Below are 14,021 nucleotides of genomic sequence, written 5' to 3'. Positions count from 1 at the left end.
ATGCCCGAATTTAGGCAACGGAGCTGTTTAACATGGTCTTAGAAAATTTTATTGTATTCGAAGGAATTGACGGAGCAGGAACAACAACTCAACTTGAAATTTTAAAATCAAAAGCACCGGATTTTTTATTTACAGCAGAACCAACATCTTCAGAAACTGGAAAATTTCTTCGGAAAATGCTCAAGGGTGAAATTCAAGTTACAAACGAAACAGCCGCCTATATTTTTGCCGCAGATAGAAATGAACATATAAATGGAAACTATATAATAGAAGAAAACAAACTAATTACAGGAATAAAATCCGCCTGCGGAAAAGGAAAAATCGTTGTGAGCGACCGCTATCTATTTTCAAGCCTAGCATACCAAAGCATAGATTGCTCGCCAGAAATTCCACGGACACTGAATAAATTTTTTCCATTGCCGCGCCTTCTATTCTTTTTTGACATCGACCCAGAAATTTCACTAAAAAGAATTTCATCAAGAGGACAAAGAGAAATTTATGAAAAAATAGATTTCCTAAAAAAGACAAAAGAAGAATACGCAAAAGTTCTTGCGGAATACAACGGAACAGAAATCGGCAAAGGAATGAAAATAGTCCGCATAGACGCAACACTTGACAAGGAAAAAATCAGCCAGCAAATTGAAAAAGAAATAAATTCAATTTACAAAATATTCTAAAAACAACAGGAATTTTCTCCGATATTCAAAAGGTGGAAAAGTCTTTTTTTAAAGCAACCAGAATTTTATTTTTGCTTCTCATCGCGCTTCTTTTTTCAGCAGAAAAATCAGACGCTTATATGGTTAAATATAAAGAAGATTTTTACAAGCTTTACCACGTTCATTATCAGCAGCAACCAGATGACTGCATCGAAAATATTTACTGGCTGGAAAAAGCAGTTAAAGCAGATTTTTGCAATCCGCTGTACGCATACACAAAAATTGAAAATGAGCTTCAATGGGAAAAATACCGTTATCTTTTTCAGATGCACTTGAATTTAAAATTAATAGAACAGCACTTGCGGCTTGGACGAATTTACGATAAAAACGCCGCGTATTTTTACGATGCTCCTTGGAAAGATGAATATTTGCGCAATCTTGAAAAAGCAAAAACTTGCTATGAAGCAGGATACATTTACTGGCAGGAAGCTTCTCTTTGGGCTGAAAAAGCAAACGTTGGGAAATTCAAATTCTTATTTTTAACAGGACTTCAAAACTGGGAAGATGAACGTGAACGTATAAATTCAGGCTCTTTAGATTACAAAAAAACTTTAGACAGGGAACTAAAAAGACTTAACAAAGTTATAGACGATTTAAAATCAATGGAAATGAAAAGCTACTAACTTTTTAAATACCAATTCACTATCCATTTTAAATCTGATATACTTTGCAAAATGTCCTTAAACTGCAATGAAATAAATTTAATATTGAGCGAACTCAACCTTGAAGGCTCTTTTATACAAGAAATAATCCAACCGGGTTACGACACAGTTTCATTTAAAATTGTCGGAAAAGCAGAACCTTTCAATATTGTAATTTGCACATCGCCGCAGTCATGCAGAATAAACAAAACGAATTCAAAATCTCCAAAAAATGAAAAGCCTTTAAGATTCAATGAGTTTTTAAAATCGCACGTTCAAGGAATGAGAATCAACTCATGCAAACAGCTAGGACTTGACAGAATCGTAAAATTCGATGTTTCAACTTGGAAAGACAGACTTTTTATTTATGCCCGGCTTTGGTCAAATGCGACAAATATTATCGTAACAGATGAAAATGGAAAAATTCTTGACTGCTTGTACCGCAGGCCAGCAAAATGCGAAATCACAGGCGGATATTTTGCTCCGCAAGAAAAAATTCCAACTGAAGAAGAAAAAGAACTTTCACTTCAAAAATTTCCTATAAGAACATTTGACGATAATGATTTTTTTAAAGGCAAAGAAAATCTTTCGTTCAATGAAAAAATCAATCTATATTACACAGAATGCGCTGGAAAACTTTCAAGAGAAAATCTCCTTATTCAAGCTGAAAAATGGTACAATGTAAAAAGAAGCAAAATGGAAAATGCGCTTCAGCATCTTATAGAAAAGAAATCAGAATTTGAAAATGCAGAAAAACTAAAACACATAGGAGACTTAATTCTTTCGTTCGCAAGTCAAATAAAAGGCTCTTACTTGGATTGCACGGACTACAACACAGGCGAACAAATTCACATAAGACTGAACGAAAAACTAAGTCCGCAGGAAAATGCCGCGTCTTACTATGAGCAATATAAAAAAGCCGTATCTGGAACAGAGTCTCTTGAGCATGACATTGAGCTTGCAAAAAAAGCAATCGTTTCGCTAGACGAAGAATACAACCGGATAATTTCAGAAAAAAATACTTTAAAAATAGAACAGCTTCTTAGGCACGACACAAAACCCAAACAGCAGATTCAAAAAAAGCATCCGGGACTTCATTATGAAATTGATGGCTGGACAATAATTGTTGGAAGAAATTCTTTTGAAAATGACGAGCTTTTAAGGCACACTGTAAAAGGCCAAGATATGTGGCTTCACACAAGAGATTACGCCGGCGGATATGTTTTTATAAAAGCGCAAAAAAATAAAACCATTCCTCTTGAAATTCTTCTTTACGCAGGAAACCTTGCAGTCTATCATTCAAAAGCAAGAAAAAATAAACAGGCAGACCTATACTATACTCAGGTAAAGTTCTTGCGCCGGGCAAAAAACGGACCAAAAGGGCTTGTTATTCCGACGCAGGAAAAAAACTTGTTTATAAAAATCGATGATGAAAAATTAAAACGCCTTGATGAAATTGAAAAGGCAAGCGCAATTCTATAGAATAGAAAACCGAGGAATCAAATGACAATATCTAAAATTCTTGAACAAAAAAAGACGCTTCTATCATTTGAAGTTTTTCCGCCAAAGCAGCAGGCAAATTTTGAAAATACAGTTAACGCGGCAAAGGAGCTTTGCAATCTGAATCCTGATTTTATAAGCGTAACTTATGGAGCCGGAGGAACAACCAGAGAAAACACAGTTGAAATAGCCTCCAAGATTTTATCATTTGGAACACCAGCACTTGCGCACCTTACTTGCGTTGGAAATACAATTGACGAAGCTAAAAATATAATTTCTCAAATGAAGAAAAATGGAATTGAAAATGTCCTTGCATTGCGCGGAGATATTCCGCAGGGAATGACAAATCCGCTGACCAAAGAACTTGAGCACGCAAATGTTCTTGCAAAGATTTTAAAGGACGAAGGCTTTTGCGTTGGAGGAGCTTGCTATCCAGAAGGACACCCGGAAAGCCATAACAGGCAAGAAGATATAGACAACCTAAAATATAAAATAGATGCAGGCGTTGACTTTCTTACAACACAAATGTTTTTTGACAACAATATGCTCTACAGCTATCTCTACCAAATCCAGTCAAAAGGAATTCATGTTCCAGTTTTTGCAGGAATTATGCCGATTACAAACAGCAATCAAGTTTCAAAAATGGTAAAACTTTCATCTGCGTATATTCCGGCAAAACTCCTTTCAATTTGCGACCGCTTTTCTGAAAATCCAGAGGCAATGCGCCAGGCAGGAATCGCTTACGCAACAGACCAGATTATAGACCTTATTTCAAACGGAGTAAGAGGCATTCATATTTACACAATGAACAAGCCTTCTGTTGCCCAAGAAATTTACAAAAACGTTGATAAAATTATTTCCGCAATGAACAGCTAGCAAAAGGAGTTTGTCTTGAGCGAATTTAAAAATTTTCTATTTAATAAAATACAAAAACGCGAGCCTGTTTTCTTTGACGGCGGAATGGGAACAATGATTCAAAAAATTTCAGGGCTTTCCTACTCCATTCCAGAAGATTTGAATTTTTACAATTCAGAAGCAATAAAGGAAATTCACAAAAAATATATACTTGCCGGAAGCAACATTTGCACCACAAACACTTTCGGAGCAAATCCTATCAAACTTGAAAACGCTTCTCATTCAGCGCAAGAATTTATTGAAAAAGGAATTGCTCTAGTAAAAGAAGCAATCGCTGAATGCAAAAAACAAAACGAAAACATAATTTGCTTTACCGCATGGGATTCAGGCCAGATTGGAAAACTTCTTGAGCCAAACGGACCTCTTACATTTGACGAAGCATACAACTCATACAAGGCAGCTGCAATTGCCGCAGAAAAATCAGGCGCGGATCTTGCAATAATCGAAACGATGAGCGACCTTTATGAAGTAAAAGCCGCAGTCCTTGCAATCAAAGAAAATACAAGTCTTCCTGTTATAGCAACAATGACGTTTCAGCCTAATTTTAGAACCTTAACAGGCGCGGATGTTCTTACTTGCGTAACTTATCTTGAATCTCTGCACGTTGATGTTCTTGGTTTTAATTGCGGCGGAAGCCTTGAAGAAGACATTGAGCTTGCAAATCAATTCTGCAAATATTCACACATTCCAATTCTTTCCCAGCCAAACGCAGGACTCCCGGAAGTTATAAACGGAAAAGACGTATTCAAGGTAACTCCAGAAGAATTTACAAATGCGCAGGAAAAAATCCTTGAGTCTGGAGTTTCAATTTTTGGAGGCTGCTGCGGAACTACACCAGACCATATAAAAGCAATGGCAGAAAAACTTTCAGAAAAAAAACTGAAAGCAACCAAAGAAAAGTTTCAGTCATTTATCTGTTCCTACAACAAAACTGTTCAGGCAGGCGGAACGGCAGGACCTGTAATTATCGGCGAGCGCATAAATCCAACTGGAAAAAAGAAATGCAAGGAAGCGCTCCAGAACAACGATATGCAGTTCATCATTGACGAAGCAGACAGCCAGATAAATTCAGGTGCGCATATTCTTGATGTAAATGTTGGACTTCCTGGAATAAATGAAAAAGAAATGATGCTTCAAGCTGTAAAGTCAATTCAAAAAATATTCAATACGCCGTTGCAGCTTGACTCAAGCGAAAACGATGTTCTGGAACATGCATTGCGGTATTACAACGGAAAAGCTCTTGTAAACAGCGTCAACGGAAAGCAAGAAGTCATGGACAAAGTTTTTCCGCTAATAAAACATTACGGCGGAGCTGTTGTTGCGCTTTGCATAGATGAAGACGGAATTTCCCCGACTGCGGAAGGAAGAGTAAAAGTCGCTGAAAAAATAATTCAGGAAGCCGCCAAATACGAAATACCTGTAAGAGACATTTTTATTGACACGCTCACACTGACTGTAAGTTCAGAACAAAAGGCATCGCTTGAAACTGTAAAAGCAATCAGAATCTTAAAAGAAAAATTCGGAAAAGAAGGAATTCAGTTTGTTCTTGGAGTTTCCAACATTTCCTTTGGACTTCCAAGAAGAGATATTATAAACTCAAGATTTTTTATGCTTGCACTTGAAGCAGGGCTTAGCGCAGCAATTATAAACCCGGCAAGCGTTCCGATGATGGACACTTACAGAGCTTACAGAGCACTTGGATGCTTTGATGAAAACTGCCTTGACTACATTCAGACTTACACAGGAACCCTTGATCCTACAACTGAAAAAGCACGGCAGAAAATTCTTTCGGATGCAGTTAATGACGGAACAATTTCCATTCAGATAAACGGAACGCCAATCGCCTCTCCTAAAAAGGAAGCTGAAAAAAAAAATTTAACTGAAACAATCGACACAGAAAAAAACGCGGAAGAAAAGGAGCTTATACAGATAATTGAAAAAGGATTCAAGGACAAGGCGGCAGACGCAACAGCCAAGCTTCTTAAAAAAAACGCGCCTGTAAAAATAATCGATAACTGCATAGTTCCAGCCCTTGACAATGTAGGAAAGGACTTTGAAACTGGAAAGAAATTCCTTCCGCAGCTTTTGCTTAGCGCAGAAACCGTGGGAAATTCATTTCTTAAAATAAAAGAAACTCTTGCAGCTTCAGGAAAAGAGCAGGAAGAAAAAGGAACTATAGCAATTGCAACTGTCTTTGGCGACATTCATGATATTGGAAAGAACATCGTCAAAGCAATGCTTGAAAACTATGGATACAAAGTAATCGACTTAGGAAAAAATGTTCCGGCAGAAACAGTTGTAAAAACAGTTATAGAAAACAAAATCCAGCTTGTAGGTTTAAGCGCGCTAATGACTACAACGGTCGCTAATATGGAAGAAACAATAAACCAGCTCCATAAAGCGTTAAAAGAAAATAATTTGGAATGTAAAATTGTAGTAGGAGGCGCAGTTTTAACACCAGATTATGCAAAAAAAATCGGAGCTGACTTCTATGCAAAGGACGCAATGGAAACAGTATCAGCAGCAAAGGAAGTTTTTGGAAAATGAAAGAAGAAAATCTAAAATATAAATTCAAAATTAAAAATGCAAAAAAGCCAAATCAAAAGAAAATCAAAAAAACTCTAGGAAAAACTTTAAAAAGCTTTAATGTTTTGTACGCTTATGCAATGTTCATTTTTCACTGGACAGGCCTTAAATATTTTGCAGTTTTTATTTTAAATGTAATACAAAAATTCTTTATAGTTCAGTATCTTGAAAAATTCCACATAATACACATTCCAGTAAAAAGAGTAGACCACAAGCTGGATTCAAAAATTCCATTCAAGCCGGAATTCGCACAATGCTATCTTGATTTTGTAAACTACTGGATTCGTCCTATGTGCATGACAATGAAACGCTACGGAAGTTTTGAAGGAATCAAGCTCAGCGCGGAATATGTCCGCTATATGATTATGCTTTACAAGGAAGCATATAAAATTTATTCGCATTGCCTTACAACAACAGCGCGACCAAAGCCAACAACAAAAGCGTCAAAAGGCATTCAGTTTTGGGATCCGCATTATCTTTGCGTGCCAAGTCTGCATATTGCAATTGTTGTTCTTACAATCGGATTTTATAAAATGCTTTTTGAACGTGAAGAATTTACAGAACCAGAAAAAGAGCAATGGAACAGCGAGCTTTATACTCATGGAATAGAAATTGCAGAATCAGTTTTGTACATGAAGCAGCATAGCGTAAACTGCATTTTCGCGGCAATATACATGGTAACAAAAACTGCGCCAGAACTTTTAACAGAAGAAATGTCCATTGATTTTATAGACTCGATGTTTAAAGATTCTATTTATGTTGAAAAATCCGACTCAAAAGAAATCACAAACTACATAAAAGAAATGTACAAAAATTTAATTGAAGAAAGCCATAACTTCGATGACTGGACAATTCCGCTTAAAGAGTGGCTAAAAAATTATCAAAGCCAAGCACAAGACTAAAATTAAAAAGCTACTTTGCAGAAATTTTCATAAGCTTTAAGCAGCCTTTTATTTCAACGGACTCTCCAGGCTCAAATGCAAAAATATCTTCAGCATTTGCAGGAAGTCCGTTTACAGTTCCGCTTCCTTCAATTACAAAGCCAAGAACTATATCATGGGGATTTTTTTTGCCGCTGGCATTTTCTATTTTTGAAGAATAAAAACCATCAACATTGATTTCCTCAAGAGAAAAATACGGACAAGAAAAAGCTCCAGGGAAAGGCGCAATTTTTCTTACGCTGCTGTCTTTTATGCAGGCAATTCCTTTTTCCACATGGCACTCTCTTCCGCGACCCCAGTCGTACAATCTGTAAGTAATATCGCTTGACTGCTGAACTTCCAAAAGACGCAAGCCGCCGCAGATTGCATGGACAGTTCCGGCCGGAATATAAATAAAATCTCCTGCCTTAACTTTTTCATAGCGCAGGCAATCCTGCAAAGAATTCGCCTCGATAGCCTTTCTAAGCTCGCTCGCGCTATAAACTCCATTCAGTCCGTAGACAAGTTCTGTATCTTCCTTTGCTGAAAGAACATACCAGCATTCAGTTTTTCCACGGCAATGCTCATAAAGAGCAGCTTTTTCATCATCAGGGTGAACCTGAACGCTCAAAGTCTTGTCGGCTTGAATAACTTTCACCAAAAGAGGATAATCGCCGCCGCACATCTCAAAGAAATCTTTTTGAAATCCATTTTTATGAGTGGAAGCAATCCAGTTTTCATAGCCCCAAATTTTTTCAGACTTTATAGCGTTCAGTTTTTTCATTTAATGCTCCCAAAGTTTTGCAGGATAATATCCGCTTTCAATTTTCTTTGCAATTTCTTGCTTTACAATCTCGCGGTCCTCTGGATAAGTCATTCCAAACCACTTTTCAGAAGAAGTAAAGAATTTTATGCTGCCTTCATGGTTCTTTACAATGTCGCTAGCAGCAACCGGCAATAAAGCTTCCGCCTTAAGCTCACCAATTGAAGAAGCTTTAAAATCATCCCAATATTTATGAAACCGCTCAAAAGCCTTCAAGCTGAATCCAAAGAAATTCATGCTTACCCATTCTTTTCCTGTGAATGGAATTTCCTTGCCGTCGAGCTCGCTTATAATTCCGTCGCCTTTGTAGCTGATTTTTGTATTTTCAACAATCGACTCAAGGTAGCCATCCTTTACAGAACAAACTCCACGGCTAACTGAACCGCTTTTGCTCATGGTATTTCCAAGAATATAGCCAACCATTGCGTGTTCAGGAGAATCAGGACTTATAGACGCAAGATATTTTCCCAAAGTTGCAAATGCCTCTCTGCCGTAATAGTCATCGCTATTTATTACAGCAAAAGGAGCATTTATTTTTTCTTCAGCGCAAAGAACAGCATGAATTGTTCCCCAAGGCTTTTTACGCGCAGAAGATTTTTCTGCTTCGCTAGCAGTCAAAAGAGAATCATGTGTCTGAAAAACATATTCCGCGTCAAAGTTACGGGCAACTCTGTCAAAAAGCCGCTCCCTAAAGTCTTTTTCAATGTCAGGACGGATTACAAATACAACTTTTCCAAAGCCGCTTTTTTTAGCGTCAAAAGTCGCAAAGTCCAAAAGACACTCGCCATGCTGACCTACAGAATCAATCTGCTTAACTCCACCGTAACGGCTTCCCATTCCAGCTGCAAGAACCAACAATACAGGTTTCATTTCTCATTCTCCCGTTAAATTAAATTTTTTAGTTTTTATTTTGTCATTATCGGGCTTGACCCGATAATCTGTTGCAATCATTTAGAGATTGTCGTATTAAGTACGACAATGACATTTATAACTTACATTTCCATGACATTTTGTTTTATAAAAAACTATGCAGTAACAGCTTCTAGCGCAATTTTCATCATGTTTGTAAAAGTAACCTGACGTTCCTCTGCGGAAGTTTCGCCGCCCAGAAGAATATGGTCGCTAACAGTAAGAACAGCCAATGCCTTTCTCTTGAATTTCGCAGCAAGCGTATAAAGCTCCGCGGCTTCCATTTCTACGCCCATGACTCCATATTCTGCCCAAAGCTTCCAGTTTTCCTTTGGATCGTAAAACATATCGCTTGAAACACAAAGCCCCACATTCGGTTTTATGCCGATTTTTTCAGCAGCAGAATAAGCCTTTGTAAGAAGCTCAAAGTCTGCAACAGGAGCAAAATGAAGTCCGTTGAACCTCATTGTATTCAGCCCGGAATCTGAACACGCGCCTTCAGCAAGAATAACATCCCTAAGCGCAATATCTTTTTGCACAGCCCCGCAAGTTCCAACACGCACAGCTTTCTGCACATTATAAAACTGAAAAAGCTCATTTACATAAATAGAAAGCGAAGGCTGCCCCATTCCAGTTCCCTGAACAGAAACTCTTTTTCCATTATAAAGCCCTGTAAATCCATACATTCCGCGGACTTCATTATAGCACTTGGCATCCTGCAAGAAATTTTCAGCAATAAATTTAGCTCTAAGAGGATCACCCGGAAGCAAAACTGCCTCTGCAATGTCTCCTTCTTTTGCATTAATATGTGTACTCATACTTAGAATTATAACATAAATTTTTATAAAACGATACAAAAATCATATAATCGGCAGAACAAAGACTTATTCAGACTGATAATTTACAAGAGTTGTAACGTTAAGACCTTCAAGCTTTTTCTGGTAATTCAAGAAAGGAAGCCCTATAACACCAAAGACATCAGTTGCCTTAGCTCCGCCCTGCTCTATCAAATTCGCAGCAGCCTTTAAAGTTCCGCCGGTTGCAATAAGGTCGTCAACCAAAAGAATATTCTGACCTTTTGAAATGTCGGCAGTGTGGACTTCAATTTCAGCAGAACCGTATTCAAGTTCATATTTGCAAGTATATGTTTTTCCGGGAAGCTTTCCCTTTTTACGAATCAAAACAAGAGGAATTCCCATAGCCTGAGCAAAAGGAGCAGCAAATACAAATCCGCGCGACTCAATTCCAGCAACAGCGTCAATATTTTTATCCTTGTAAAGTTCCACCATACGCTCAATTGTATAGCGGAATGCTTCTGGATGGCGAAGAACTCCAGTTATATCATAAAACAAAACGCCTTTTTTGGGAAAATCAGGCACGCGGCCAATTACTTTATCAAGAACCTCAAAATCTTTATTCATGTTTACTCCAGAGTTTTTTATTATAAACTGAATACAGGCAAAATGCAAATACGAGCTTACTGACAGGCTATCGACAATTTTATACATAAACTATAGCAATTTATGTCAACAAGCTATAGAGAATAATGCACATAGACTATGTATCATTATCTACATAAGCTATAGAACAATGTTCTTTAAGGCAATAGCAGAACATCTGCATAAGGTATAAAGAATATCACTGACAGACTGTACATGGGGTAGCTATACAGTCTATGTACAGCATTACAGATAACTTATATATGCATACCAAATACAGGCTGTCTACGCAGTATACAGATAGACTATATATGAATGTCGCATACAGATTGACTATAAGCAATGCAGACAAGCTGTCAGCAAATATGTGTACTGACTGTCGGCAAGTATGCGTACTGGCAATCGGAAGATATGAGTATAGGCAGTCGACAAGTCTGCCGACTGCCTATACGTAACACTGTGGACTGTCAGTACCACTATGCCGGTACTGTAAATATGTGTTTTTTTTACATTTATATATAATTCTAAAATCCTTTAGAATAGAAATACATTCTCCTGTTTTTCATGCTATAATGCTCCTATGACTCAGAATGAAATGCAGGCGGCGGCAAAAAAGTTCGCAGCTCAATGGCTCGGCAAGGGAGATGAGAAGCAGGAGACACAAAGATTCTGGATTGAGCTTCTAGGCGAAGTGCTCGGAATCAGAAATCCGGCCTCATATATTGAATTTGAAAAACGCGTGAAGCTCTCGCACACAAACTACATTGACGCGTATATTCCCGAAACGAAAGTTTTAATAGAACAAAAAGGCATAAAAATCGACCTGAAAAAAGCCTATGAGCAGTCGGACGGAACGCTTCTTACGCCTTACGAGCAGGCAAAACGCTACGTGAACGACATGAAGGCAAGCGAGAAGCCCCGCTGGATTGTTGTTTGCAACTTTGCGGAATTCAACGTGTACGACATGGAAAATCCGCAGAATCCGCCGGAAGTGATTTTCCTCAAAGATTTGGAAAAAGACTTCTACCGACTTGAATTCTTAATCAACAGAAAAAACGAGAACATAAGGCGCGAGGAGGAAATCAGCCTTGCCGCAGGAAAGCTTGTCGGAAAAATGTACGACGCGCTTATAAAAGAGTTCATTCCGCAAGGCGAGAACGGCGAATTGACGGCTGACCAGGCGCGCTCGCTCAACATTCTCTGCGTGCGTCTTGTGTTCTGCTTCTACACCGAGGACGCGGGACTTTTTGCAATACGCACCGCGTTCGAGGACTACCTGCGCTCGTTCAATCTACAGAATGTAAGGCTCGCGCTCATAAACCTTTTCAAGGCGCTGGACACAAAAATTGAAGAACGCGACAAATACGACACATCGCTGAATCCGTTTCCTTATGTGAACGGCGGGCTTTTCAAAGACGAGAAAATCGAGATTCCAAACTTCACACAGGAAATTGTTGACGTTCTCTGCAACGACTGCGCCGCATTCAACTGGAGCGAGATAAGCCCGACGATTTTCGGCGCGGTTTTTGAAAGCACATTGAACCCGGAAACGCGGCGCAAGGGCGGAATGCACTACACGAGCATTGAAAATATCCACAAGGTAATCGACCCGCTGTTTATGGACTCATTAAACAGGGAATTCGAGGAAATCTGCGGAAACAAGACGCTCTCAAAATCACAGAAGGAAAAGCTGTTCGCGTTCCAGAAAAAGCTCGGCTCGCTCACGTTCCTTGATCCGGCTTGCGGAAGCGGAAACTTTCTGACGGAGACATTTCTCTCTCTGCGTCGGCTTGAAAACAAAATAATCTCGCTTCTGAACAAAGGCGAGCGCGTGTTCGGATTCGACGAGTTCATCCACGTGAAAATCAGCCAGTTCTTCGGAATCGAGATAAACGACTTTGCCGTAACAGTCGCAAAGACCGCGCTATGGATTGCCGAAAGCCAGATGATTAACGAGACCGAAAAAATCATGGGGCAGACGATAGACTTTCTGCCGCTCACCACGAACGCATTCATCGTAGAGGGAAACGCGCTTAGAATGGACTGGGCGACGCTAAAGCCGGCAGACGGAGGCGAGCAGCCAGCCGACGGACTTTTCGCCGGAATCACGACGCATGTTGACGGAAGCGCGCACTATTACGACTACATCATGGGAAATCCGCCGTTCGTGGGAGCAAGAATGATGGCGCAGGGAAGTGGACAGAAAAAGGAGATAGAAGAAATCTTCGGCGGCATAAAGGACGTTCAGGATTTGGACTATGTTACAGGCTGGTACAAAAAAGCCGCGCTCCTGATTCAACGTACAAACACAGAAGCCGCGTTTGTCTCCACAAATTCAATCTGCCAAGGCTCGCAGGTGCCGATTCTCTGGAACGTGCTTTTGAACAATCTGCACGTAAAAATAAACTTCGCGTACCAGACGTTCAAATGGAAAAGCGAAAGCTCCGACATGGCGGCGGTTCACTGCGTGATTGTCGGATTCTCCTGCTTTGACCGTCAGCAGAAGCTCATATTCGAAAGCGACGGAAAACGCGTGCAGGCAAAAAACATCAGTCCGTATCTATTCGAGGGCGGAAATTCATTTGTAGAAGCCCGCAAGGAGACTCTCTGCGATGTTCCAAAGATGAATTTCGGAAACCAGCCGCGCGACGGCGGAAACTTTGTGATAAGCGAGGAAGAACACGCAGAAATTCTGAAAAAAGAGCCTGCGCTTGAAAAGTATCTTCATCCGTATATCGGCGCGGAGGAATTCATCAACAACAAGAAACGCTGGTGTCTGTGGCTAAAAGGCGCAAGCCCGGCGGAGCTCAGAAAAAGCAGGATTCTTTCGGAAAAAGTCTCGGCGGTGCGCGAGTTCAGGCTTTCATCCAAGGCAAAGACGACAAACGGATACGCCAAAGTGCCGGAACAGTTCGCGCAGATTACGCAGCCAGAAGGGGCGGATTTTCTGATAGTTCCGCGAGTCTCATCCGAAAGGCGCTTTTATGTTCCTGTAGGATTCTTGAAATCCGGCAATATTTCAAGCGATGCCGTGCAGATTGTGCCATACGCGACGCTCTTCCATTTCGGCGTTATCACAAGCAACGTCCACATGGCATGGATGCGCGCAGTCTGCGGCCGCCTAAAAAGCGATTACCGTTACTCAAAAGAGCTCGTCTATAACACGTTCCCGTTTGTAACGCCAGAATGTCAGGCGGCTAAGCCTGTCGAAGCCACCGCTGGTCATTTCGGCAAGTTCAATGCCCGAACCGCCAGCAAGGAAAAACCAGAAACACCGTCAGGCGTTCCGAATCCGTGTGATGTTCTTCCGCACTGCACGCAGGCTCAGGCAGACAAAATCGAAAAGACCGCAAAGCAAATTCTGGACACAAGAGAAAAATACCCGGACTGCTCGCTTGCCGACCTTTACGACGAAACCTTTATGCCAGCAGACCTCCGCAAAGCCCACAAGGAAAACGACCACGCTGTCCTTCAGGCGTACGGCTTTCCGCTGAACTTGAGCGAAAGTGAAATTGTGGCACGGCTGTTCGGGATGTACGAGAAATTGACGCAAAACCGGTAAAACTGTGCTA

At 40.1% G+C, this 14,021-nt stretch carries 11 protein-coding genes; 7 read left to right on the top strand and 4 right to left on the bottom strand.

All coding sequences use genetic code 11. The features are described 5' to 3' along the window. The first annotated feature begins 32 nt into the window (after nt 1-32). The 6 genes from tmk to Q0H92_RS03125 are packed head-to-tail and all read left to right on the top strand — an operon-like array spanning nt 33 to nt 7,260. Complete coding sequence (gene tmk / locus Q0H92_RS03150) at nt 33-677, top strand: dTMP kinase (RefSeq protein ID WP_296011848.1); 645 nt, start codon at nt 33-35, stop codon at nt 675-677. Nucleotides 678-709: 32 nt separating this feature from the next. Beyond that, nucleotides 710-1,339 (top strand): hypothetical protein, encoded by a 630-nt coding sequence (locus Q0H92_RS03145; protein WP_296011845.1) that lies wholly within the window; start codon nt 710-712, stop codon nt 1,337-1,339. A gap of 51 nt (nt 1,340-1,390) precedes the next feature. Beyond that, a complete protein-coding gene (locus Q0H92_RS03140) occupies nt 1,391-2,839 on the top strand; it encodes an NFACT family protein (RefSeq protein WP_296011843.1) in 1,449 nt (482 codons plus the stop codon). Between the two features lie 21 nt (nt 2,840-2,860). Then, a complete protein-coding gene (gene metF / locus Q0H92_RS03135) occupies nt 2,861-3,733 on the top strand; it encodes a methylenetetrahydrofolate reductase [NAD(P)H] (protein WP_296011840.1) in 873 nt (290 codons plus the stop codon). Nucleotides 3,734-3,748: 15 nt separating this feature from the next. Beyond that, nucleotides 3,749-6,319, top strand: coding sequence for a homocysteine S-methyltransferase family protein (locus Q0H92_RS03130; RefSeq protein WP_296011836.1), 2,571 nt, complete (start codon nt 3,749-3,751; stop codon nt 6,317-6,319). Next, nucleotides 6,316-7,260 (top strand): hypothetical protein, encoded by a 945-nt coding sequence (locus tag Q0H92_RS03125; RefSeq protein WP_296011833.1) that lies wholly within the window; start codon nt 6,316-6,318, stop codon nt 7,258-7,260. Before Q0H92_RS03130 ends, Q0H92_RS03125 begins: the two co-directional genes overlap by 4 nt. A 10-nt stretch (nt 7,261-7,270) precedes the next feature. Here the strand turns inward: Q0H92_RS03125 and Q0H92_RS03120 are convergent, their stop codons facing one another. From Q0H92_RS03120 to Q0H92_RS03105, 4 genes are all read right to left on the bottom strand, one after another. Then, the gene (locus tag Q0H92_RS03120) at nt 7,271-8,062 is read right to left on the bottom strand and encodes a type I phosphomannose isomerase catalytic subunit (protein ID WP_296011830.1); all 792 of its coding nucleotides are present in this window, start codon (nt 8,060-8,062) and stop codon (nt 7,271-7,273) included. After that, nucleotides 8,063-8,971 carry a hypothetical protein gene (locus Q0H92_RS03115; protein WP_296011828.1) on the bottom strand — a complete coding sequence of 303 codons (909 nt, stop codon included), beginning with the start codon at nt 8,969-8,971 and terminating at the stop codon, nt 8,063-8,065. Nucleotides 8,972-9,126: 155 nt separating this feature from the next. After that, nucleotides 9,127-9,828: a purine-nucleoside phosphorylase gene (gene deoD / locus Q0H92_RS03110; RefSeq protein ID WP_296011826.1), complete on the bottom strand. Its 702-nt coding sequence runs from the start codon at nt 9,826-9,828 to the stop codon at nt 9,127-9,129. Between the two features lie 66 nt (nt 9,829-9,894). Then, nucleotides 9,895-10,431: an adenine phosphoribosyltransferase gene (locus Q0H92_RS03105; protein ID WP_296011822.1), complete on the bottom strand. Its 537-nt coding sequence runs from the start codon at nt 10,429-10,431 to the stop codon at nt 9,895-9,897. 598 nt (nt 10,432-11,029) lie between these two features. On the opposite strand from Q0H92_RS03105, the gene Q0H92_RS03100 reads away from it, so the two are divergent. After that, nucleotides 11,030-14,011, top strand: coding sequence for a DNA methyltransferase (locus tag Q0H92_RS03100; protein ID WP_296011821.1), 2,982 nt, complete (start codon nt 11,030-11,032; stop codon nt 14,009-14,011). Nucleotides 14,012-14,021 lie beyond the last annotated feature (10 nt).

It is taken from the genome of uncultured Treponema sp. (assembly GCF_934725225.1).
Lineage (GTDB): Bacteria > Spirochaetota > Spirochaetia > Treponematales > Treponemataceae > Treponema_D.
This window is presented reverse-complemented; position numbering and strand designations above follow the sequence as displayed.

Excerpts from the sequence above, each read along its gene's own strand:
- Q0H92_RS03100 (WP_296011821.1), top strand. The coding sequence starts at position 11,030 with ATGACTCAGAATGAAATGCAGGCGGCGGCAAAAAAGTTCGCAGCTCAA.
- Q0H92_RS03140 (WP_296011843.1), top strand. The coding sequence starts at position 1,391 with ATGTCCTTAAACTGCAATGAAATAAATTTAATATTGAGCGAACTCAAC.
- Q0H92_RS03120 (WP_296011830.1), bottom strand. The coding sequence starts at position 8,062 with ATGAAAAAACTGAACGCTATAAAGTCTGAAAAAATTTGGGGCTATGAA.
- metF (WP_296011840.1), top strand. The coding sequence starts at position 2,861 with ATGACAATATCTAAAATTCTTGAACAAAAAAAGACGCTTCTATCATTT.
- Q0H92_RS03105 (WP_296011822.1), bottom strand. The coding sequence starts at position 10,431 with ATGAATAAAGATTTTGAGGTTCTTGATAAAGTAATTGGCCGCGTGCCT.
- Q0H92_RS03125 (WP_296011833.1), top strand. The coding sequence starts at position 6,316 with ATGAAAGAAGAAAATCTAAAATATAAATTCAAAATTAAAAATGCAAAA.
- deoD (WP_296011826.1), bottom strand. The coding sequence starts at position 9,828 with ATGAGTACACATATTAATGCAAAAGAAGGAGACATTGCAGAGGCAGTT.
- tmk (WP_296011848.1), top strand. The coding sequence starts at position 33 with ATGGTCTTAGAAAATTTTATTGTATTCGAAGGAATTGACGGAGCAGGA.
- Q0H92_RS03115 (WP_296011828.1), bottom strand. The coding sequence starts at position 8,971 with ATGAAACCTGTATTGTTGGTTCTTGCAGCTGGAATGGGAAGCCGTTAC.